At 69.1% G+C, this 21,418-nt stretch carries 22 protein-coding genes and 1 other RNA gene; 10 read left to right on the forward strand and 13 right to left on the reverse strand.

Going from position 1 to position 21,418, the window contains the following annotated elements; translation table 11 throughout:
- Window positions 1–15 precede the first annotated feature (15 nt).
- Genes ABIC44_RS12510 through ABIC44_RS12535 form a run of 6 tightly spaced genes read left to right on the forward strand, consistent with a single transcriptional unit; the run spans window position 16 to window position 7,766 of the window.
- On the forward strand, window positions 16–1,359 hold the full coding sequence (locus tag ABIC44_RS12510; RefSeq protein WP_354295820.1) for an ExeA family protein: 1,344 nt from the start codon (window positions 16–18) through the stop codon (window positions 1,357–1,359).
- A complete protein-coding gene (locus ABIC44_RS12515; protein WP_354295778.1) occupies window positions 1,349–2,215 on the forward strand; it encodes an XrtA system polysaccharide deacetylase in 867 nt (288 codons plus the stop codon). The genes ABIC44_RS12510 and ABIC44_RS12515 overlap by 11 nt, the downstream gene beginning before the upstream one ends.
- Complete coding sequence (locus tag ABIC44_RS12520) at window positions 2,212–3,243, forward strand: FemAB family XrtA/PEP-CTERM system-associated protein (RefSeq protein ID WP_354295780.1); 1,032 nt, start codon at window positions 2,212–2,214, stop codon at window positions 3,241–3,243. The genes ABIC44_RS12515 and ABIC44_RS12520 overlap by 4 nt, the downstream gene beginning before the upstream one ends.
- Window positions 3,240–4,397, forward strand: coding sequence for a TIGR03087 family PEP-CTERM/XrtA system glycosyltransferase (locus ABIC44_RS12525; RefSeq protein ID WP_354295781.1), 1,158 nt, complete (start codon window positions 3,240–3,242; stop codon window positions 4,395–4,397). The genes ABIC44_RS12520 and ABIC44_RS12525 overlap by 4 nt, the downstream gene beginning before the upstream one ends.
- Window positions 4,394–5,878, forward strand: a complete 1,485-nt coding sequence (gene xrtA, locus ABIC44_RS12530) for an exosortase A (RefSeq protein WP_354295782.1) — start codon at window positions 4,394–4,396, stop codon at window positions 5,876–5,878. Before ABIC44_RS12525 ends, xrtA begins: the two co-directional genes overlap by 4 nt.
- A 4-nt stretch (window positions 5,879–5,882) precedes the next feature.
- Window positions 5,883–7,766, forward strand: a complete 1,884-nt coding sequence (locus ABIC44_RS12535) for an XrtA/PEP-CTERM system amidotransferase (protein WP_354295784.1) — start codon at window positions 5,883–5,885, stop codon at window positions 7,764–7,766.
- Window positions 7,767–7,813: 47 nt separating this feature from the next.
- Here ABIC44_RS12535 and ABIC44_RS12540 read toward each other — a convergent pair whose 3' ends face one another.
- The 4 genes from ABIC44_RS12540 to ABIC44_RS12555 all read right to left on the reverse strand — a co-directional run bounded on the left by ABIC44_RS12540 (window position 7,814) and on the right by ABIC44_RS12555 (window position 11,519).
- Window positions 7,814–8,797, reverse strand: a complete 984-nt coding sequence (locus tag ABIC44_RS12540; protein ID WP_354295786.1) for an alpha/beta hydrolase — start codon at window positions 8,795–8,797, stop codon at window positions 7,814–7,816.
- Window positions 8,798–8,903: 106 nt separating this feature from the next.
- Window positions 8,904–9,050 carry a hypothetical protein gene (locus tag ABIC44_RS12545; RefSeq protein ID WP_309696624.1) on the reverse strand — a complete coding sequence of 49 codons (147 nt, stop codon included), beginning with the start codon at window positions 9,048–9,050 and terminating at the stop codon, window positions 8,904–8,906.
- Window positions 9,050–10,099: a 1,9-bis(guanidino)-5-aza-nonane synthase gene (locus ABIC44_RS12550; RefSeq protein WP_309701615.1), complete on the reverse strand. Its 1,050-nt coding sequence runs from the start codon at window positions 10,097–10,099 to the stop codon at window positions 9,050–9,052. Before ABIC44_RS12550 ends, ABIC44_RS12545 begins: the two co-directional genes overlap by 1 nt.
- Before the next feature lie 184 nt (window positions 10,100–10,283).
- On the reverse strand, window positions 10,284–11,519 hold the full coding sequence (locus ABIC44_RS12555) for a type III PLP-dependent enzyme domain-containing protein (RefSeq protein WP_307100012.1): 1,236 nt from the start codon (window positions 11,517–11,519) through the stop codon (window positions 10,284–10,286).
- Window positions 11,520–11,660: 141 nt separating this feature from the next.
- On the opposite strand from ABIC44_RS12555, the gene ABIC44_RS12560 reads away from it, so the two are divergent.
- The 3 genes from ABIC44_RS12560 to mtgA all read left to right on the forward strand — a co-directional run bounded on the left by ABIC44_RS12560 (window position 11,661) and on the right by mtgA (window position 13,675).
- On the forward strand, window positions 11,661–12,623 hold the full coding sequence (locus ABIC44_RS12560; protein ID WP_354295788.1) for a threonine ammonia-lyase: 963 nt from the start codon (window positions 11,661–11,663) through the stop codon (window positions 12,621–12,623).
- Window positions 12,620–12,787, forward strand: a complete 168-nt coding sequence (locus ABIC44_RS12565) for a hypothetical protein (RefSeq protein ID WP_354295790.1) — start codon at window positions 12,620–12,622, stop codon at window positions 12,785–12,787. Before ABIC44_RS12560 ends, ABIC44_RS12565 begins: the two co-directional genes overlap by 4 nt.
- A 213-nt stretch (window positions 12,788–13,000) precedes the next feature.
- Window positions 13,001–13,675: a monofunctional biosynthetic peptidoglycan transglycosylase gene (gene mtgA, locus ABIC44_RS12570; protein WP_307100004.1), complete on the forward strand. Its 675-nt coding sequence runs from the start codon at window positions 13,001–13,003 to the stop codon at window positions 13,673–13,675.
- 644 nt (window positions 13,676–14,319) lie between these two features.
- Here mtgA and ABIC44_RS12575 read toward each other — a convergent pair.
- The 8 genes from ABIC44_RS12575 to ABIC44_RS12610 form a co-directional block, all read right to left on the reverse strand.
- Window positions 14,320–14,574 (reverse strand): hypothetical protein, encoded by a 255-nt coding sequence (locus tag ABIC44_RS12575; RefSeq protein ID WP_354295792.1) that lies wholly within the window; start codon window positions 14,572–14,574, stop codon window positions 14,320–14,322.
- 75 nt (window positions 14,575–14,649) lie between these two features.
- Complete coding sequence (locus tag ABIC44_RS12580) at window positions 14,650–14,973, reverse strand: YbaB/EbfC family nucleoid-associated protein (RefSeq protein ID WP_307100000.1); 324 nt, start codon at window positions 14,971–14,973, stop codon at window positions 14,650–14,652.
- Window position 14,974: 1 nt separating this feature from the next.
- Window positions 14,975–16,660: a DNA polymerase III subunit gamma/tau gene (locus tag ABIC44_RS12585; protein WP_354295794.1), complete on the reverse strand. Its 1,686-nt coding sequence runs from the start codon at window positions 16,658–16,660 to the stop codon at window positions 14,975–14,977.
- Between the two features lie 209 nt (window positions 16,661–16,869).
- Window positions 16,870–16,967, reverse strand: an RNA gene (gene ffs, locus ABIC44_RS12590) — signal recognition particle sRNA small type.
- A 70-nt stretch (window positions 16,968–17,037) separates the two neighbouring features.
- Window positions 17,038–17,361 (reverse strand): hypothetical protein, encoded by a 324-nt coding sequence (locus ABIC44_RS12595; RefSeq protein WP_354295795.1) that lies wholly within the window; start codon window positions 17,359–17,361, stop codon window positions 17,038–17,040.
- Window positions 17,362–17,458: 97 nt separating this feature from the next.
- Window positions 17,459–17,764: a 2Fe-2S iron-sulfur cluster-binding protein gene (locus ABIC44_RS12600; protein WP_354295797.1), complete on the reverse strand. Its 306-nt coding sequence runs from the start codon at window positions 17,762–17,764 to the stop codon at window positions 17,459–17,461.
- Window positions 17,761–18,822 carry a cysteine desulfurase family protein gene (locus tag ABIC44_RS12605; RefSeq protein WP_354295799.1) on the reverse strand — a complete coding sequence of 354 codons (1,062 nt, stop codon included), beginning with the start codon at window positions 18,820–18,822 and terminating at the stop codon, window positions 17,761–17,763. The genes ABIC44_RS12600 and ABIC44_RS12605 overlap by 4 nt, the downstream gene beginning before the upstream one ends.
- Window positions 18,819–19,865, reverse strand: a complete 1,047-nt coding sequence (locus ABIC44_RS12610; protein ID WP_307104593.1) for a cysteine desulfurase family protein — start codon at window positions 19,863–19,865, stop codon at window positions 18,819–18,821. Before ABIC44_RS12610 ends, ABIC44_RS12605 begins: the two co-directional genes overlap by 4 nt.
- Before the next feature lie 109 nt (window positions 19,866–19,974).
- On the opposite strand from ABIC44_RS12610, the gene ABIC44_RS12615 reads away from it, so the two are divergent.
- A complete protein-coding gene (locus ABIC44_RS12615; RefSeq protein WP_007404127.1) occupies window positions 19,975–20,631 on the forward strand; it encodes an alpha/beta hydrolase in 657 nt (218 codons plus the stop codon).
- Window positions 20,632–20,694: 63 nt separating this feature from the next.
- Here the strand turns inward: ABIC44_RS12615 and ABIC44_RS12620 are convergent, their stop codons facing one another.
- Window positions 20,695–21,390 (reverse strand): aspartate/glutamate racemase family protein, encoded by a 696-nt coding sequence (locus ABIC44_RS12620; RefSeq protein WP_354295801.1) that lies wholly within the window; start codon window positions 21,388–21,390, stop codon window positions 20,695–20,697.
- Window positions 21,391–21,418 lie beyond the last annotated feature (28 nt).

Raw genomic sequence — 21,418 nt, forward strand, 5'->3', positions numbered from 1 at the left:
CCGAAAGGCACGATGATGTACGAGACGCATTTTGGTCTGGGCGAGCGCCCGTTTCAGCTGACGCCGGACCCGCGTTTCTGGTTCGAGACGGCGACTCACGGCAAGGCGATGGCCTATCTCGGCTATGGCCTGGCGCAGGGCGAGGGCTTCATCGTCATCACCGGCGATGTCGGCGCGGGCAAGACCACGCTGGTCGGCCATCTTGTCGAGACGCTCGACCCGCGCCGCCTGCGCGTCATCCATATCGTGTCGACCGCGATCGAGCCGAACGACCTGCTCCGCACCGTCGCCGGACAGCTGGGCGTCGACAGCCTGGGCCTGTCCAAGGCGGGACTGCTGGCCGCGATCGAGCGCGCGCTGAACGGCGTCGCGCGCGAGGGGCGTCGCATCCTGCTGATCGTCGACGAGGCGCAGGCGCTGCCGCTCGCCTCGCTCGAGGAACTGCGCATGCTGTCCAATTTCCAGGCGGGGGGGCATGCGCTGCTCCAGATCCTGCTGGTCGGACAGCCCGAATTTCGCGAGCGCCTGCTCGGCTCGGCCGCCATCGAGCAGCTGCGCCAGCGGGTCATCGCCATCCACCATCTCGACCCGATGGAGGCCGACGAGGTTCCCGATTACATCGCGCACCGGCTGGCGGTGGCGGGATGGACCGGTCGCCCCGATTTCGCCGCCGACGCGTTCGACGCGCTGTACGAGGTGTCGGGCGGCGTCCCGCGCCGTCTGAACGTGCTGGCGGGCCGCGTGCTGTTGCAGGCGGCGGTCGAGGGGGTCGAGCTGATCGGCGAGGAAACCGTCAAGAGCGTCGCCGCCGACATGGCCGCCGATATGGGGGGCGATCGGTTCGCGGCTTCGCGCGACGCCGGGGTACAGCCCGAACCCGCCCCGATCGCACCGCCCCAGGCCGCTGCACCCGCCTTCGACCGATCGGTCTTCGGGCTGGGGACGCTGGGCGCCGCGACGCTGAACGGCGCGCAGGCGCCCGCGCCTGCCGCGATGGCCGATCCGATCGTCCGCACCCGGATCATGCCCGACAGCCAGACGGGGCAGGGCGGCAGCCCGCGCATCGTCGCCCCGCCGCCCGCGCCCGAGCCGGTATCGCTGCGCCCGATCCCCGAGCCCAGGCCCGCGCCGGAACCCCAGCCCGCCAAGCCCGCCCCGGCGGCCGCCACCGATCCGTCGCCGGTCGCGGCGCTGGAGGAGCGGATCGCGCGGCTGGAGGCGCGGCTGGAGCAGCAGGAGGCGGCGCTGCGCCGCGTGCTGACGCTGATGGTCGACTGGAGCGATGCCGACGCGCGCGGCGAGCCCCGCCGCGAGGAAAGCCCGACGATCCGCACGGGCGCCTGGGGCCATGCCGCCTGAGCCCGGCGCGGCCCGGCCGCTCCATGGCATGTCGGTCGATGTCGAGGAGTGGTTCCAGGTCGGCGCCTTCGAACGGACGATCGACAAGGCCGACTGGGACCGGCTGGACAGCCGGGTCGAGGCCAATACCGATGCGGTCCTGTCGCTGTTCGCCGAGACGGGGACGCGCGCGACCTTCTTCACGCTGGGCTGGGTCGCGCATCGCCATCCCGGCCTGATCCGTCGCATCGTCGCCGCCGGGCATGAGATGGCCAGCCATGGCTGGGACCATCAGCGCGTCTTCACCATGACCGCCGACCAGTTCCGCGCCGATCTGCTCCGCGCGCGCACCGCGATCGAGGATGCGGGTGGGCAGGCGGTGACCGGCTATCGCGCGCCCAGCTTCTCGATCGACACCCGTACCCCCTGGGCGCATCCCGTGCTGGCGGAGGCGGGCTATCGTTATTCCTCCAGCGTCGCGCCGCTGCGGCACGACCATTATGGCTGGGCGGCCTCGCCGCGCTATGCTTGGCGGCCGCTGGCCGATGCCGATCTGATCGAGTTGCCGGTGACGGTGGCGCAGTTCGGCCAGCGGCGGCTGGCGACCGGCGGCGGCTTCTTCCGGATGCTGCCCGCCAGGCTGACCGACATCGCGATCGGGCAGGTCGAGCGCGACCGGCACGGCGCGATGTTCTATTTCCACCCCTGGGAGATCGATCCCGGCCAGCCGCGCGTCACCGCCGCCCCGCTTCGCTCGCGTATCCGCCATTATTCGCGGCTGGGCGCGATGGAGGGCAAGCTGCGTGCGCTGCTCGGGCGGCATGACTGGGGCCGGGTCGATCAGGTGGCGGCCAGGGAAGCGGCACGGCTGGCATGAGCGCGACGGTGCCGACCCTGCGCGTCGCCGATCTGGCGCGCGAAACGGAGCGTGCGCGGATCGATGCGTTCGTGGATGCCGCCGGTGGCACGCCCTTTCATCGCACCGGCTGGCTGCTGGCGGGGGCGGCGGGCTGTGGCCAGAAGGCGCATTGCCTGGTCGCGGAGCGCAACGGCGATCTGGTCGGCCTGTTGCCGCTGAGCGAAATTCGCTCGCCCTTGTTCGGCGCGGCGATGGTGTCGACGGGCTTCGGCGTCGATGGCGGCGTGCTGGGCGAGGGCGTGGACCTGCTGGCGGAGGCGGCCTGGACGCTCGCCCGCGACCGGGGCATCGAGTCGGTCGAGTTGCGCGGAGGGCCGGTGCCGGATGGCTGGACGCCCGACGCCGACAGCTATCTGGGCTTCGTCCGCCCGATCGCCGCCGATGACGAGGCCGAGCTGAAGGCGATCCCGCGCAAGCAGCGGGCCGAGGTGCGCAAGGCGCTGGCCAATGAGCTGACCGTCCAGACCGGCGCCGATGCGGCGATGCTGGCCGGGCATTACCGCGTCTATGCCGAATCGGTCCGCAATCTGGGCACCCCGGTCTTTCCGGCGCGGCTGTTCCGCGAGGCGGCGGCGCGGCTGGACGCGGACGTGCTGACCGTGCGCCATCGTGGCCGCGCGGTGGCGAGCGTGCTCAGCCTGTATCATGGCGGCACCGTCTATCCCTATTGGGGCGGGGGCACGCAGGCGGCGCGGGGCCTGCGCGCCAATGACCTGATGTATTTCGCGCTGATGCGGCACGCGCGGTCGCGCGGTTGTCACCGCTTCGATTTCGGCCGGTCGAAGGTCGGGACCGGCGCGGCGGCGTTCAAGAAGAATTGGGGGTTCGAGGGGCGACCGCTGGTCTATGCCAGCCGCAGCATCCATGGGCCGCGCGCGATCAATCCGCTCAACCCCAAATATGCCGCGATGATCGCCCTCTGGAAGCGGATGCCGGTCTGGGCGGCGCGGATCGCGGGGCCGGTGATCGCACGGGGGCTGGGGTGAGGGACCTGCTGTTCCTCGCGCACCGCGTGCCCTTTTCCCCCGATCGCGGCGACAAGATCCGCAGCTTCCACATCCTGCGGCATCTGGCGCGCGACTGGCGCATCCATCTCTGCGCCTTTGCCGAAAGCGAGGCCGAGCGCGATCCGCCGCCCGCATTCCGCGACCTGCTGGCGAGTTGCCACCTGATCCCCCGCACCAAGGGGATGCCGCGCGCCGCCGTCGAGGCGCTGGCGACCGGCCGCCCGGTCTCGCTGACCGCCTTTGCCCATCCCGCCATGGCGCGGGCGGTGGCCGGGGTGCGGCGGGGCGGGGTGGCCGCGACCTATGTGTTTTCGGGCCAGATGGCGCAGTATCGCGGGCAAGGGCCGACCGTGATGGACATGGTGGACGTCGACTCGGCCAAGTTCGCCGCGATGGCGGATGGCGCGACCGGCCCCAGGGCCTGGATGCTGGCCCGCGAGGCGAAACGTCTGTCCGCCTTTGAGCGCCGCGTGGCCCGCGATGCCGATGCGACCCTGTTCGTCAGCGAGGCTGAGGCCGCCCTGTTCCGCGGCCAGGGCGGGCAGGGCCATGTCCTGGCCATTGAGAACGGCATCGATGCGACCGTCCATGCGCCCGGCGCGGTGGCGCCGGTGGTGCGGGACGGCCCGCTGATCGTCTTCACCGGGCAGATGGACTATCGCCCCAATATCGATGCGGTGATCCATTTCGCCCAGACCATCCTGCCGTGCATCCGCGCCGTCCGGCCGGATGCACGCTTCGCCATTGTCGGCCGCGCACCCGCCGCGGCGGTGCGGCGACTGGCGGGGGAGGCGGTGATCGTCACCGGCGAGGTGCCCGACACGCGGCCATGGCTGGCGGGGGCGGCGGTCTGCATCGCGCCGCTGATGCTGGCGCGCGGCATCCAGAACAAGGTGCTGGAAGCGATGGCGATGGCCCGCCCCGTCGTCGCGTCGCGCGCCGCCGCCGAGGGGATCGATCATGGCGGCACCATCGCGGTGGCGGCGGACGACCGGGATTTCGCAGCCCGCGTCCTCGCCGCGCTGAACGGCCCCGCCAGCAATCCCGCCGCGCGCGTGCGGGTGATGGAGCGTTACTGCTGGGGGGCGCGGCTGGCGCCGCTCGACCGGCTGATGAAGGATATGGTGTCGTGAAGCCGGGACGCTGGAGCTATCATCTGGCGCTGCTCGGCGTGGCGGCTTTGTTCGTCCTGTTCCTCCTGCGACGCGACGTCGCGCATCTGGTCGAGATCTGGTGGACCAGCACGACCTATGGCCATTGCCTGTTCATCGGCCCGGTCGTCGGCTGGCTGATCTGGCAGCGGCGGCCGGAGCTGAAGCAACTCACCCCGGTCGCCTGGTGGCCGGGATTGCTGCTCGTCGCGGCGGGCGGGTTCCTCTGGCTGCTCGGCGAGTCCGCCACGGTCGCACTGGTGCGGCAATTGGGGCTGGTCGCGACGCTGGAGGGGCTGGTCGTCACGCTGCTGGGGCCGATGGTGGCACGCGGGCTGTTGTTCCCGCTGGCCTATGCCTGGTTCCTGGTGCCGTTCGGCGCGGAACTGGAAAAGCCGCTTCAGCAGATCACCGTGGCGATCGTCATGCCGTTGCTCGACTGGAGCGGCATCCCCGCCAGCGCGGACGGGGTGCTCATCCATGCCGGGCGCTACTGGTTCGAGGTGGCGGAGGCGTGTTCGGGGTCCAAATTCGTCCTGGCGATGATCGCCTTTGCGGCGCTGGTCGCCAATCTCTGCTTCCGTTCGCCCTGGCGGCGTGCGGCGTTCCTGATCGTGTCGGTGATCGTGCCGGTGTTGGCCAACGGTATCCGCGCCTGGGGAACGATCTTCGCCGCCGACCTGACCTCGATCGAGGTGGCGGGGGGCGTCGATCATATCATCTTCGGCTGGGTGTTCTTCGCCTTCGTCATGGCGGCGGTGCTGGCGATCGGGTGGCAGTTCTTCGACCGGTCGCCCGACGATCCCGCCTTCGACCCCGCGCGCCTCTCCGCCATTCCGCGCCGCCGCATCGACCCGCTGTTCGCCGCGATCCTGGCGGTGACGATCACCGCCTTCTATCCCAGCTGGAGCGGCTTTGCCGGGGCGCGCGTCGCCACGCTGCCCGCGCATATGGCGCTGCCCGACGTGCCCGGCTGGACCCCCGCGCCGCAGATCAGCGAATGGCGGCCCTATTATCCCGGCGCGCAGGTGCTGCTGCGCACCTATGCCGACGGACAGGGGCATCAGGTTGATCTGGCGGTCGGCATCTTCCCCCAGCAGCGCGAGGGCGGCAAGCTGGGCGCGTTCGGGACGGGCATCCTGCACGAAGCCGATCCCTGGATCCGCGTCGCCGATCTGGTGCCTGTCGCGGGCGGCGATGCGACCCGGCTGATCGAGACGACGCCCGATCGCCGGACCATGCAGCGCGTCGTTGCGAGCTGGTACCGGATCGGCGATACGCTGACCCCGGACATGCGACGGGTGAAGATCGAGACGATGAAGGCCAGACTGCTCGGCCGGCGCCAGGTGGCGGTCGCCGTCCATGTGTCGAGCGAGGGGGATGACCGCCAGGCGATCGAGGCGTTCGTCCAGGCGCTGGGGCCGATCGATCGCTTCGCCGACCGACTGACCGGGCGGCGCTGATCCCATGTGCGGTATCGCCGGTCTGTTCCATCCCGCCACGCCCAAGCCGGTCGATCCCGCCCGGCTGCGCGCGATGATCGGCGCACAGGCGCATCGCGGGCCGGACGGGCAGGGGCTATGGACCGCGCCCGGTGTCGGCTTCGCCCATGCGCGGCTGTCGATCATCGATGTCGAGGGCTCGCCCCAGCCGATGGTCGATGGCGAGGTCGCGGTCTGCTTCAACGGCGAAATCTATAATTACCGCGAATTGCGCGAGGAGTTGCGCGCGGGCGGCGCGGTGTTCCGCACCGATGGCGATACCGAGGTGCTGTTGCACGGCTGGCGGCATTGGGGGCCGTCGATGCTCGACCGGCTGGTCGGCATGTTCGCCTTTGCGGTGCATGACGCCAGGGCGGGGGCGCTGTTCCTGGCGCGCGATCGGCTGGGGGTGAAGCCGCTCCACTGGGCCGAGTTGCCTGATGGCGCGGTCGCCTTCGCCTCGGAGATGAAGGGGGTGCTGGCGCATCCGCTGTTCCGGCGTCGGCCCGATATCCGCGCGGTCGAGGATTATCTGGCGCTGGGCTATGTCCCCGACGATGCCAGCATCATGGGCGGCGTCCACAAGTTGCCCGCCGGGCATTTCCTGCTGATCGAGCGGGGGCGGGCCATTCCGTCTCCCCGGCAATGGTGGGACGTGGATTTCTCCGACCGGGAAACCGGATCGGCCGCGCGGATGGGCGAGGAACTGCTTGCGCGGATGCGGGCGGGGGTGACCAGCCGGATGGTCGCGGACGTGCCGCTGGGCGCGTTCCTGTCGGGCGGCGTCGACAGCTCGGGCGTGGTCGCGCTCATGGCGGAGGCGTCCCCGCGCGCGGTGCGCACCTGCACCATCGGCTTCGAGGAGGCGGGGCATGACGAGCGCGGCTATGCCCGCACCGTCGCCCGGCGTTTCGCCACCGATCATGTCGAGCGGGTGGTGCGCGCCGACGACTTCACGCTGATCGACACGCTGGTCGCGCATTTCGACGAGCCCTTTGCCGATGCCTCGGCGCTCGCCACCTATCGGCTGTGCCAGCTGGCGCGCGAGCATGTCACCGTCGCGCTGTCCGGCGACGGCGCGGACGAGGCGATGGCGGGCTATCGCCGCCATGTCTTCCATGCGGGCGAGGAGCGGGTCCGCGGCCTGTTCCCGGCGGACCTGCGCCGCGGGCTGTTCGGGACGCTCGGGCGTTTCTATCCCAAGGCCGATTGGGCCCCGCGCCCGCTACGTGCCAAGACGACCCTGCTGGCGCTGGGGATGGACGGGGCGGAGGCCTATGCGCGGGCGGTGGGCGTCACCAGCCCGGAATGGCGCGCGCGACTGTTTTCGGCGGAGGCGAAGGCGGCGCTGGGCGGCCACCGGGCCGAGGATCGCTATGTCGCGGCGATGCGCGACGCGCCCGCCCGCGACGCCATCGACCGCGCGCAATATGCCGATCTGAAGATCTGGTTGCCCGGCGATATCCTGACCAAGACCGACCGCACCTCGATGGCGGTGGGGCTGGAGGCGCGCGAGCCGCTGCTCGACCACCGCCTGGTGGAATATGCCGCCCGCCTGCCCGCCGCGATGCGGGTGCGCGGCGGTCAGGGCAAATGGCTGATGAAGAAGGCGCTGGAGCCCTATCTGCCGCGCGACATCCTCTACCGGCCGAAGATGGGCTTCGTCACGCCGATCAGCGCGTGGTTTCGCGGCGCCCTGGCCGAGGAGGCGGCGCGGCTGGCGCAATCGGGGCTGCTGCGCGAGACGGGCTGGTTCCAGCTGGCCGAACTGGGGCGCATGGCCGCCGACCACCGGGCGGGGCGGGCCGACCATGGCCGGACGCTGTGGCAGATGCTGATGCTGGAGCGGAGCCTGCAAAGGCTGTTCTGAGGGGCTATCCCCCATCCGTTCGCACTGGGCGAACGGGGGTTTGGGCATCACGCCCCCAGCGTGTGGTTGATCCAGCGGTCGAACAGATCGGGCCACAGCCGCGCGGGAGCGCCTTCGGGGGCGCCCAGCGCGCCGAAGCCGTGCCCGCCCTTTTCGAAGAAATGCGCCTCGACCGGCACCTTGGCGGCGCGGGCGCAGGTCAGCACGTCGAGCGACTGGTCGAGCGGAACCAGCCCGTCATCGACCGCATGGACCAGGAACAGCGGCGGCGTGGTACCCGTGATCCGGCGTGGGCTGTCATAGCGCGCCTTGGTCGCGGGATCGGGATGGGGGCCCAGCAGATTGTCGCGTGATCCGGCATGGGTGGTCGGCGTCGACAGGCTGGCGACCGGATAGACCAGCCCCGAAAAGCGCGGGCGCGCCGATTGGCGGTCGGCGGCATCGACCGGCGCATAGACCCGGTCGTCATAACCGACGGTCAGCGAACCCGCGAGATGCCCGCCCGCCGAGAAGCCGACGATACCCAGCCGCGCCGGGTCGATGCCGTATCGCGCCGCATTGGCGCGGATCAGCCGCATGGCGCGCTGCGCATCCTGGAGCGGAACGTCGGCCTGATGGTCCCAGCCTTCGGACGGCAGGCGATAGGCGAGTGCGAAGACGGTGATGCCATGCGGGTTGAGCGTCCGCGCGACGTCGATCCCCTCATTCTGGACCGACACGAAGCCATAGCCGCCGCCAGGAATGGTCAGCACGGCGCGACCGTCGGGCCGCTCGGGCCGGAAGACCGCGACGATCGGGGTGGCGATGCCGCGCAGCCACAATTGCTGCTGCCCCGCCGGGCCGTTCATCGAGGGACGGGGGCTGGGCAAAGTCGCGCGCGCGCCGGGCGGACGGCCGGGCCAGAGGGGGAAATGCTCGGCGGGCGGCCAGGGCGTCATGCCGGTGGCGGAGGCCGGTGCGGCCTGCGCGGCGGCGCGGGCGGCCAGCGGCACGCTCGCCATGGCTCCGATCACAGAGCGTCGGTCGATCATCCTATCCTCTCCATCCGCGCCTCACGGCGTTATCGGGGCAAGCCTGCCGGGAGGGCGCGCGCCGGGCAAGAAAAAAGGGCGGAACCCTGCGGTTCCGCCCTTTTTCTCAATGTCCGTACTTCTTGATCCCCCGACGCCGCAGCTTTTCGCGCTTGCGACGACGGGAATAGGGGATCGCGAATGCTATCGCCGCGAGCAGGATCACGCCGATGATCAGATAGGCAAGCTGCTCACGTTCCAAGAAGTCCAACATCAGTCGAAAATAGCCCCCCAACGACGCTTCGCGCGCTCACGCCAGTGGCCGCGATGATAGGCGTCCGAAGCGAGCAGCGGCATCACCGAACCCGCTTCCGCGAACACCATCTGCTCGAGCGCGGTGTCGACCTTGCCCCAGCTCGCCGCTTCCTTGAGCGTCGAGGACGAGCAAGCACCGTCACGAACATCGGCCACCGTGATCTGCACGGCGTATTTGTGCATCTCGACGTCTTCATGGCCCAGGATCTCGGCACAGACAACCGTGTCCTGGATGAAATTCTTCGGCACGCCGCCGCCGATCATCAGCAGGCCGGTGGTGCCCGCCTTGATCTTGATGTCGGTCAGTTCGCGGAAATCGGCGATCGCGTCGAGCACCATGTACGGCTTGCCTTCCTTGGCGCGCTCGACCTGGTGCTTGACCAGCCCGAAGCCCGCCGAGGAGTCGACAAAGGCCGGGCAGAAGATCGGCACGTCATGCTCATAGGCGAGCTTGACGAGGCTGTTGTCCTTCTTGCCGTGCTCGGCCAGGTACTTGCCCATCTCGCGGATGAAGGCGCGGCTCGAATAGGCCTTGGGCTCCAGCGAGTCCGCGATCTTGCCGATCGTGTGGTCGCAGTCCTGAAGCTGCTCTTCGTCGATATAGGTGTCGTAGATGCGGTCGATGTAGAGCGAACGCAGCGTGTTGTCGTCCGGCACTTCCAGCGCCTGGTAATGCTTGTGGCCCAGGCCCTCGAAGAAATCCATGTCGACGATCGACGCGCCGGTCGCGACCACGCCGTCGATCATGTTCGAGCGCAGCAGCTCGGCATAGAGGTCCATGCAGCCGCCCGCCGAGGTCGAACCCGCGATGACGAGGAAGATCGAGCAGTCCTTGTCGGCCAGCATCTGGTTGTAGATGCCGGTCGCGCGCGCCAGGTCGCGGCTGGTGAAGCTCATCTTGCCCATCGAATCGATGATCGGGCGCGCGTCGAACTTGGTGATGTCGATATGCTCGACCACGCTGGAGAGCAGCTCGGCCTTACGGTTGTCGTTGATCGTGTCGGTCATGATGGTTCCATCATCATCGAGAAGCCGTCGTCGTTATTGGGGACGCGGTAACCCGGCTGGCCCGGCTCTGCGCGGGGGCAGTGCCGGTATGCGAAGGGGCCTTATCGCGGTCGAAACCGCAATGCCACCCCATTCCCCTCCCGCCGAAGCGGAAGGGGATAAAGGAGGTGCTAAAGTCGCCGGGTTACAGCTTGACGACGTTCGCGGGGAGGGCGTGCTCGGCCTCGTCGCGATAGACCGAGAACATCGGCTCGTCGTCGGTCACGACGAACTCGTGACAGGAAAAGCCGTTGAACTGGGTCCGCATCGCCTGGCCGTACGCACCGAGCATCCCGATCTCGAAGTAATCGCCGGTGTTCGTGTCCGCAGGCAGCGGGAACGGACCCTGCATGAAGTCGAGATCGTCGCAGGTCGGGCCCCAGAAGCTGAAGTCCATGTCGCGCGCGTCGGAATCCGGCTCGCGCAGCAGTTGAACCGGATATTTCCACCCGATATGCGCCGCATCGAACAGCGCGCCGTACGCGCCGTCGTTGATGTACAGCTCATTGCCCCGGCGACGCTCGACGCGCACCACGACGGACGAATATTCGGCGCACAGCGCGCGGCCCGGCTCGGCCCAGAGTTCGGCCGAATAGGACACCGGCAGGCTCTCGAACGCGCGGTGGATCGTCTCGAAGAAACGCTCCAGCGGCGGCGGGGTCATGCCCGGATAGGCCGAGGGGAAGCCGCCGCCCACGTCGATCACGTCGACCGTGACCGCCGCCGCGACGATCGCCGCACGCACCCGCTCCATCGCCGCCGAATAGGCGTCGGGGGTCATGGTCTGGCTGCCGACATGGAAGCAGATGCCCAGCGCGTCGGCGACCTGGCGGGTCGCGATCAGCAGGTCCTTCGACTCTTCCAGGCTGACGCCGAACTTCGATCCCAGGCTGAGCTTCGCATATTCGGACGACACGCGCATGCGGACGCACAGGGTCAGGTCGGTCGCACCGTTGGTGGCGCGGACGATCTTCTCCAGCTCTTCCAGGCTGTCGAGCGAATAGGTGCGGACGCCGTGGGTGAAATAGGCCTCGGCGATCGCCTCTTCCGACTTCACCGGATGCATGAAGCAGCAGACGGCCTGGGGAACGACCGACTTCACCATCCGCACTTCCGCGATCGAGGCGGTGTCGAAATGAGTGATGCCATTGTCCCACAGGATCTGGATCAGATCCGGCGACGGATTCGCCTTCACCGCATACATCGGCCGACCCGGAAACTTCTCGACGAAGAATCGGGCGGCGCGCGCAGCGGCGTGCGGGCGAAGCAGCGTGACCGGATCAGCCGGGCGACGCTTGGCGATGTCGATGCCGCGCTCCAGGTTGGAGGGGACGGCGGTCGAGTGGGCAGCTAGCCCCAGCGCGCGATGATTCTGGTGCAACTCAAGGGACCTCCAATTGCCTGACGGCATACGGTGACAAAAAGCTGCCTTGCGGTTGGAAGTCCCATGGGGCAGCGGAGGCGCGAAATAGGGTCCACCTTTTCCAATGTAAAGCGGTAGAAAGCGAGGCGGAGATAAAAAGTGACAATCCTAAGACAGCCGACAAAAGCCGGGGTCCGCGACGCCGCCGAAAAGATCGCGCGGGTGTTGCCGCCATCGCCACTATTCCCGTTCAATATCAATGGGAAAGCAGTCGCCTTCAAGGCCGAATCCTTGCAGCCGATCGGTGCGTTCAAGCTGCGCGGCGCATGGCATCGATTAACCGCGTTGGACGCCGATTCCAGGGCACGCGGGGTCGTCGCCTTCTCCTCGGGCAATCATGCGCAGGGAATCGCCTGGGCCGCGCGGCGGCTGGGGATCGCCGCGACCATCGTGATGCCCGCCGATGCGCCCGCGTCGAAGCGCGAGGGGACGCTCGCGCTGGGGGCGGAGATCGTCGACTATGACCGCGCGACCGAAAGCCGCGAGAAGATCGCCCGGCGACTGGCCGAGGCGCGCGGCGCGACGCTGGTGCCCAGCTTCGACGATCCCTGGGTGATCGAGGGGCAGGGCTCTGCGGGCGTCGAGGCGGCGGCGCAGATGGCCGCGCTGGGCCTGCCCGCGCCCGCCCATGTCGTGACGCCCTGCGGCGGCGGCGGGCTGGCGGCGGGGCTGACGCTGGCGCTGTCCGAGGCGCGGGTGACGGTGGTCGAGCCCGAGGGCTGGGACGATATGCGCCGCTCGCTGGAGGCCGGGTGGATCGAGCCGGTGGGCGACAATCCCCCGCCGACCGCCTGCGACTCGCTCCAGACGACGCGCGTGTCGCCGCTGACCTTCGAGGTGCTGGCGCGACGCGGGGCGGAGGGCGTCGCGGTGTCCGAGGCGGAGGTGGCGGCGGCGCAGCGCTTCGCCGCCGAACGGCTGAGGCTGGTGGTCGAGCCGGGCGGCGCGGCGGCGCTGGCGGCCTTGCTGGCGGGCAAGGTGGCGGCGGAGGACGGGATGCTGGTCATCCTGTCGGGCGGCAATGTCGACCGCGCCGCCTATGTCCGCGTGCTGGCCGGATGACGGAGGCCATCGCCCAGGCGGCGCCGGGGATCGCGATGCTGGCGGCCTTTGCCTGCGTGGCTGGCGGGGTGGCGACGATCCGGCGCGGGGATCGGCGCAAGGGCGTGCTGATGCTGGTGATGGCGGTGGTGCTGGTCGGCAATGTCCTGATCTGGACGGCGTGACACCTGTTCCCCGGCGAAGGCCGGGGCCCCGTTGCTATGGCGCTTGTGGCGGTGGCTGAATGAGCGTGGGAGGCATGTCCGAGCGGGTCGCTTCTGCCTCCCACGCACCGCCTTGCGCGCCTTCGACCGTGAAGGAACTGGGCCCCGGCCTTCGCCGGGGAGCAGGGTGCGGTGGTAAGTGACCTGCCGCGCAAACCCCGCTAAAGCCCCCTCATGTTCCGCATCGCTCGCTGGGCCCTGAAGGCCGCGCTCGCCTTTGTGATCGTCAGTGTCGTCTGGGTCGGCATCTATCGCTTCGTGCCGCCGCCCATCACCTTCACCATGCTGGGCGATGTGATCGGCGGGCATGGCGTGACCAAGGACTGGATGCCCTTGTCGGAGATGGACCCCGACATGGCGCGCGCGGCGATCGCGGGCGAGGATGCCCGTTTCTGCTCGCATAACGGTTTCGATTTCAAGGCGATGGCCAGCGCCGCCTATCGCAACGCCAAGGGCGGGCGGATCCGCGGCGGCTCGACGATCAGCCAGCAGACCGCCAAGAACGCCTTCCTGTTCCAGAATGGCGGCTATGTCCGCAAGGCGTTCGAGGCCTGGTTCACCTTCCTGATCGAGACGCTGTGGGGCAAGCGGCGGATCATGGAGGTCTATCTCAACATCGCCGAGACCGGGATCGGGACGTACGGGGCCAATGCCGGGGCGATGCGCTATTTCGGCCATGACGCCTCGCATCTGTCGCCGACCGAGGCCGCTCGGATCGCGGCGGTCCTTCCGCTGCCCAAGAAGCGCGCGGCGGTGGCGCCGACCGGGTTTGTGCGCAGACACGGCAACGTCATCGCGCGCTATGTGGGCGTGGTGCGGCGGCAGGGGCTGGATGCCTGTATCCGGTAACGGGGTGGGGGCTCGGTGAGACACCGTGCCCTCCCCCATCCCCTCCCGCTTGCGGGAGGGGCGTGCCGGTCGAGAGCGGCGGGACTATAAGGTCCCGGCTGGCGCGTGTCGGTCACCACGAACAAGCCCCTCCCGCAGGCGGGAGGGGATGGGGGAGGGCGGTGGCTCCATGCTCAACATCCGCCTCGCAAAAGCCACGATCCTCCACGACGATCATGGGAATTCGAGGGGAAGCCCATGCGATACCTGCCGCAATCGGACTGATGCTGCTCCGGGCCGCGCCCTCGGCTCTTCCGCTGCCCCGCATCTTCCCGTGATCCGAATGTCCCCGGACCCAAGACGAGATCATGGTATGCGGTCGCCGCGATGCGGCCGAACGCTATCGGATACCGCCGTCCGCGCGCGAACTGTCCGGCGCGCCGAACGAAGCGGGCGCGGGGTTGAGCGGTCCGAATATCCTGGGTGGTACCGGCCCCTGCGGCATCCATGCCGGACAAAGGCGCTGCACATCCGGCGAGGCTGGGCGGGCGGGCTATGGCGGTGGCCGCGATCCGCTGACCCGATTGATCGACCCGGATGCGGAGATGACCCGCCATCGTCGCAACCGACCGGGCGTCGATAGGCCCGGCCGGTCGCGGATCGCTTTACTTGGCGTCGCCCGAAATCGCGTCGCCCGCCTTCCTGGCGGTATCGCCGACGCTCTTGGCAGCCGAGGTGACGGCCGCGTCCCGGCGGTTTTCCGCGCCGCCCCGGCTGAAGAGATAGAAGCCGCCGACCAGCACCGCGATCAGCAGCACGATGGCGATCGCCATGCCGCCACCGCCGCCGCTGCGCCGCTCGATCACCGTGGTATGCGGCGGCTGGGTGCCATAGGTTTCGGTAACACGTTCATCGGCCATGACATTCCCTCCTCTTGATGATGGAGGGGGCAACGCCATGACCGCCATACCGTTCCCGAAACGACCGGAAGCGGATCAGAAGGGCAGCTTGAAGCCCGGCGGCAGCGACAGGCCGCTGGTCATCTTGGACATTTCGCTGCCCGAAGCGGCATCCGCCTTGGTCCGCGCATCGTTGATCGCGGCGGCCAGCAGATCCTCCAGCATGCCCTTTTCCGACGGCTGCATTAGCGAATCGTCGATGGTGATGCCGATGATCCGCCCCTTGGCCGACGCCTTGACCTTCACCAGACCACCGCCCGAGACGCCTTCGACCTCGATCGTGTCGAGATTGGCCTGCGCCTTTTCCAGTTCGTTCTGGACGTTCTGGGCCATGGCCAGGATTTCGTCGAGATTCTTCACATCATGCTCCGTTCACACTGCGTTTGCCGGGCCATTCCATCAATTCGGCCTCGGGGAAAGCCTCGCGGGCGGCGCGGACCATGTCCGACTCCCACGCGGCGGTCTTGATCGCTTCCTCGGCGGCGACCTGCTGCTCGTGCAGCGTCGGCTCACCGGGCACATCCTCCAGCGTGACGCGCCAGACCTGGCCCGTCGCCGTCTTCAGCGCCGCGATCAGCTCGCTCAGCGTATCCGCCGCGATCGGTCGCGATCCGCTGAACACCATCTCCGGCGGCGTATAACGCACCAGACGCGCCCCGTGGCGCAACCGCGCGGCGAGCGCCAGTTGTCCCATATCGTCCAGCCGGTCGATCATCGCGACGAAGCTGTCGGGCAGCTTGGGCGGCTCGGGTTCGGCGGGAGGAGGGGGCGGGGCCATGGCGGCGGGCGCGGGCGCGGGCGCGGGCGCGGCCTGTGGCACCGCCGCCGGAGCGCTGGGCGCGGCAACACCGCCATCGCGAAGCTGCCGCGCCAACTCGCCCGGATCGGGAAGCGTCGAGGCATGGATGGCGCGCAGCAACGCCATCTCCGCCGCCTCGATGGGCAGGGCGGCGCGGGCAACCTCGTCATGGCCCTTCAGGAACAGCTGCCACAGCCGGTGCAGCGCGGGGAAGCTGAGCGATCCCGCCCATTCCTCGCGCGCGGCGCGTTCCTCCAGCGGCTGCGCGGCGTCGTGCGGCGTGCCGACCTTGGTCAGGGTGATGCCGTGCACCGTCTCCAGCAGCGAACGCAGCACCGATTGCGGGTCGACGCCATAGTCATATTGCCGCCGCAGCGAGGCAAGCGCCCCCGCGCCGTCGCCGTTCAGCACCAGTCCCAGCAGGTCGCGCACCGCGCCGCGATCCGACAGGCCCAGCATCTCGCGGACCGCCGCCGCGGTGACGCCGCCGCCCTCCAGATCGGCATGGGCGATCGCCTGGTCGAGGATCGACAGGCCGTCGCGCGCCGAGCCTTCCGCCGCGCGGGCGACCAGCATCAACGCCTCCTCCTCGGCGGTGACGCCTTCCTTCACGCAGATATCGGCGAAATGCGCCGCCAGCTTGTCCGCCGTGATCCGCCGCAGGTCGAATCGCTGGCAGCGCGACAGGACGGTGATCGGGACCTTGTTCACCTCGGTCGTGGCGAACAGGAACTTCACATGCGCGGGCGGCTCTTCCAGCGTCTTCAACAGCGCGTTGAAGGCGTTCTTGGAGAGCATGTGGACTTCGTCGACGATGTAGATCTTGAACCGCGCCGAGACGGCGGCATAGCGCGACGCCTCGATGATCTCGCGCACGTCGTCCACGCCGGTATGGCTGGCGGCGTCCATCTCGATCACGTCGATATGGCGGCCCTCGGCGATGGCGCGGCAGGGTTCGCATACGCCGCAAGGGCTGATCGTCGGGCCGCCGGTGCCGTCGGGGCCGACGCAGTTCAGCGCCTTGGCGATCAGTCGCGCGGTGGACGTCTTGCCCACCCCGCGCACGCCGGTCATCAGGAACGCATGGGCCAGCCGGTCGCGCTTGATCGCATTGCCCAGCGTCTGGACCATCGCGTCCTGCCCGATCAGCGCGTCGAAGGTCTGCGGCCGGTATTTGCGCGCGAGGACGCGATACGCCTCCGCTTTGGCGGGCTGGGGCGGTTCGCCCAGATCGAACGAATCAGCCATGCCGGGTCTGGGTGGTCGGGATAGGGGAAAGCATCGCCGACCAACATAGGCGCTCGGGCGCGCCGCGTCAGGTCAAATCGTGTGTTAAGACACACACGCAACCGTCGCCCCAGCGCAGGCTGGAGCCTTTGGCCAGTGCATCCCGCCAACGCGAAAAGGCCCCAGCCTGCGCTGGGGCGACGCTGTGTCGTGCGGTTCCGAAATACTGGAAAGGTGGGAGCCGGGACGACCCGCAGCGAAATCGTTGCGGCTGCTTCCGTCAGGACCTGACCGGGTTGGCGATGACTACGTCCGCCCGACTCCCGCCGCGCATATGGCGAAACGAAGCCGGGGGATCAAGCCCTTATCCCACCGGCCCCGTTCGTCATGTCAGAGGGTCAGCGACGGAAGCACTGACGCTGCGGCCCATCCCAGGTGCGAACCCAGCGGCACACGACGCGCGGGCGTCCGTAACCGCGCCAGCCCGGACCCCGATCCCAGCTGTTGCCGCGATGCCAGCCGGGGCCACGGTCCCAGCCCGGACCTCGGTTCCAGCCGGGGCCGCGATCATGCCAGCCCGGCCCACGGTCCCAGCCCGGTCCACGCCCCGGTCCCGGACCCCAGCGGTCGTGCGGCCCATGCGGTGCGGCGGCGGCAGGCGCGGCGGCGGCGATACCCGAAACGGCGATCAGGCTGGCGCCCAAGACAGCAAGAAGTTTCATAACGCTTTACTCCCGGTAGGCCCGCCCTTCGGCGAGCATGGGAGGATATTGCCGAATCGGCGATGATTGCGTGCTGAACCAGTTGGTTATCGCAGGTTCAGGGAAGCCGCGCGGTCAGTCCGTCGAGTTCGGGGGTCAGCAAGACCTGACAGGCCAGGCGGCTGGACCGGGTCGCATCGGGCACCAGGTCGAGCATATCCTCTTCCTCTGCCAAGGGGGGGGCGATCCGGTCGAGATAGGCCGCATCGATCAGGACATGGCAGGTCGCGCACGCCATCTGTCCGCCGCAGGTGCCCTCCATCGGCTGGCCCGCCCGCTGCCCGGCGCGCAGCAGCGTCTCGCCAGGCATGGCCTGGGTCGAAACCGCATCCCCCCGGCGGTCGATAAAGGTCAGGCCGATCATGGCCGCTGCGCCCTGGCGGCGGCGTCGAGCCGGGCGATGGCGGCCGTCAGGTCCGCCTCGGTGGTATAGCGGCCGAAGCCCAGCCGGATCGAGGATCTGGCCTGCGCATCGCCCAGGCCCAGCGCGCGCAGCACATGGCTGGTCCGCCCCGATCCGCTGGCGCAGGCGCTTCCCGCCGAAAAGGCGATGTCGCGGCAGTCGGACATCAGCCGCGCGACATCCAGCCCCTCGCGCCGGACGTTCAGATTGCCGCGATAGCGCCGCTCGGTCGACCCGTTGATCGTCCAGTCCGGCCCCAGCTGCGCGATCGCCACCGCCCAGAGCCGCTCGACATGCGCCATGTCCTCTTCGCCGCGCGTCGCCATCAGCTTCGCCGCCACGCCGAACCCGGCGCACAAAGCGGGGCTGAGCGTGCCCGAGCGGCCGCCCTCCTGATCGCCGCCATGGAGCAGCGGGGGCAGGGTGATGCCGTCCCTGATCCACAGCGCGCCGATGCCCTTGGGCCCATGAATCTTGTGCGCCGACAGCGCGACCAGATCGACGCCGTCGGGAATGGCGATCCGGCCATAGCCCTGCACCGCATCGCACAGCATCCGGGCGCCGACGCGATGGGTTTCTTCGGCCAGCGCGGCGATGGGCTGGACGGTGCCGATCTCGTTGTTGACCAGCATTGCCGCGACCAGCCCAACGCCCGGTGCGAGGGATGCCGGCGCGACCAGCCCCTCGTCATCGACCGGCAGGATGGTCAGGTCGCGCCCCGTCGCGTGCGCGGTGTCGAGCACGGCGGCATGTTCGATCGCGGTCGTGACGATGCCGCCGCTCGCGCCCTTGATCGCCCAGTTCAGCGCCTCGGTCGCGCCGCTGGTGAACACCACCCGCCCGCCCTGGGGCAGCAGCGCCGCCACCTGATCGCGCGCGACCTCGACGGCGGCACGCGCCTGCCGCCCGGCGCGGTGGGGGGAATGGGGATTGGCATGGCCCTGCTCCAGCCAGGGGAGCATCGCCTTCAGCGCCTCGGGCGCGAGCGGGGTCGTCGCCTGATAGTCGAGATAGATCATGCGACGCGCGTCCCCCGCGCGATGGCGCGCCAGGCGGTGACGAAGCGGTCGACATGCTCGCGCGTCGTGGAGCGGCCGAAGCTGACCCGCACCACCTCGCGCCCCGCCTCCTCGCTCCAGCCGAGCGCGGACAGGACATGGCTGGGCTTCAGGCTGCCGCTGGCGCAGGCGCTGCCCGCCGAGACCGAGATATGCGCGAGGTCGAACTGGATCAGCTGCGCCGCCGACGGCTTGCCCGGCATGTGATAGCTGGCGATGGCCGGGTGGCGACGGCTGGCATCCGCGACCACGGTCCCGCCCGAGCGCCGGATCGCATCGTCGCAATAGGCGCGAAGCGCATTGTGGTCGGGCTCCGGCTCCGCGAGCGCCGCCGCATAGCCCAGCACGCCGGGCATATTCTCGGTGCCGGGGCGATAACCGCGCTCCTGCCCGCCGGTCGGAGCCAGCACCGCCAGGTTGCGGACCAGCAGCGCGCCGATGCCGGGCGGCCCGCCGCGCTTGTGCGCCGACAGCGCGACGAGGTCGGCATGGTCGATCACCGCGCGGTCCGCGCCTGCCGGCATCTGCGCGGCGTCGACCAGCAGGATGTGTCCGGCGGCGTGGATCGCCTCGGCCAGTTCGGCGATCGGCTGGCGCACGCCGGTCTCGCTATTGGCCCATTGCACCGTCACGACCGCGCGCGGACCGCTCAGATCGGGCAGGCGCAGCACGCCGTCCGGCCCGACCGGCATCACCACGGCATCCGGGGCGGCGCGCAGCACCGCGTCATGGTCGATCGCGCCGACGAAGCGCCGCTCCGCCATCGACCGGGTCAGCGCGATCGACAGCGACTCGCTGGCTCCGCTGGTGAACAGGATCTCATGCTCCCAGCCCAACGCCCGCGCGATGGCCGAGCGAGCATCCTCCAGCAGCCTTTTGGCCGCGCGCCCCTCCGCATGGGGGGAGGAGGGGTTGGCCCAGGCCGCGCATCCCTGTGCCAGCGCCGCACGCGCGGCATCGGTCATCGGGGTGGTGGCGGCATGATCGAGGTAAAGACGGGACAGGGTTCGTTCCCTAGCTGGAATGATCGAACAATTGCGAAAAGGGCCTTCCCGCCTATATAGCGCAACGTTCCCGGCGCTCCACCAGCGCGATCCAGATCGGCGAGTTTTGATGCCCGAAGTCATTTTTCCCGGCCCCGAAGGCCGCCTCGAAGGCCGTTTCGCTCCCGCTCCGCGTCCGCGCGCGCCCGTCGCCATGATCCTGCACCCGCATCCCAATGCGGGCGGCACGATGAACAACCGGATCGTGCAGGAACTCTACAAGACCTTCCAGCGGCGCGGCTTCGCCACGCTACGCTTCAACTTCCGCGGCGTGGGCAAGAGCCAGGGCACGTTCGACAACGGCATCGGCGAACTGTCCGACGCCGCCTCGGCGCTCGACTGGGTGCAGAGCTTCCACCCCGAAGCCTCGACCACCTGGATCGCGGGCGTCAGCTTCGGCGCGTGGATCGGGATGCAGCTGCTGATGCGCCGCCCGGAGATTCGCGGCTTCATCTCGGTCGCGCCGCCCGCCAACATGTACGACTTCACCTTCCTGGCGCCGTGCCCCTCCTCGGGCATCATCATCCAGGGCGAGGCGGACGAGGTCGCGACCCCGGCGGCGACCCAGAAGCTGGTCGACAAGCTGCGCACCCAGAAGCACATCACCATCCATCACGACACCATTCCCAAGGCCAACCATTTCTTCGAGCATGAGATGCCCGAGCTGATGGGGTCGGTGGACCGGTATCTGGACATGCGACTGGACCCGAACTCGCCGATCCGGTGATTGCGTCGGATCGTTGAACGAAAAGGGCCTCGGCGAAAGCCGGGGCCTTTTTCATGGCCGGGCTCAGTCGGCCAGCGCCCGTTCGATGGCGGCGTGCGCGTGCAGCGCGGTCGTGTCGAACACCGGCACGGGGCTGTCGTCCGCGCCGATCAGCAGCATGATCTCGGTGCATCCCAGGATGATCGCCTCGGCGCCCTGTTCGACCATGCGCCGAATGATCGCGCGATAGGTTTCGCGCGATGGTGCCAGGACCTGGCCCGCGACCAGCTCCTCATAGATGACGCGGTGGACCGCCGCCCGGTCGGCGGCATCGGGGATGATGACGTTCAAGCCGTGACGATCGGTTAGTCGCCCCTTGTAGAAATCCTGTTCCATCGTGAACGCCGTGCCCAGCAGCCCGACGGAGCGAAAACCGGCGGCCTTGATGCGCTCTGCCGTCGGGTCGGCAATGTGCAGCACGGGTATGCGCACCGCCGCTTCGATGGCGGGGGCCGTCCGGTGCATCGTGTTGGTGCAGATGACAAGGAAATCTGCACCGGCCGCCTCCAGCTTTTGCGCCGCCTCGGTCATGCGTGCCGTCAGGCTGGCCCAGTCACCCTTGTGCTGAAGCGCCTCGATCTCGGCGAAGTTGAATGACCAGAGCAGGCAGGAGGCCGAGGCGGTCGGGCCAAGCCGATCGCGAACGCCCTGGTTGACCAGTCGATAATATTCGGCCGAGCTTTCCCAGCTCATGCCGCCGATCAATCCTATCGTCCGCATCCCGGCCTCCATCGCACCAATGCCCGGT

Origin of the sequence: Sphingomonas sp. 1185, assembly GCF_040544655.1 — a bacterium.
In the GTDB taxonomy this organism is placed as follows: domain Bacteria; phylum Pseudomonadota; class Alphaproteobacteria; order Sphingomonadales; family Sphingomonadaceae; genus Sphingomonas.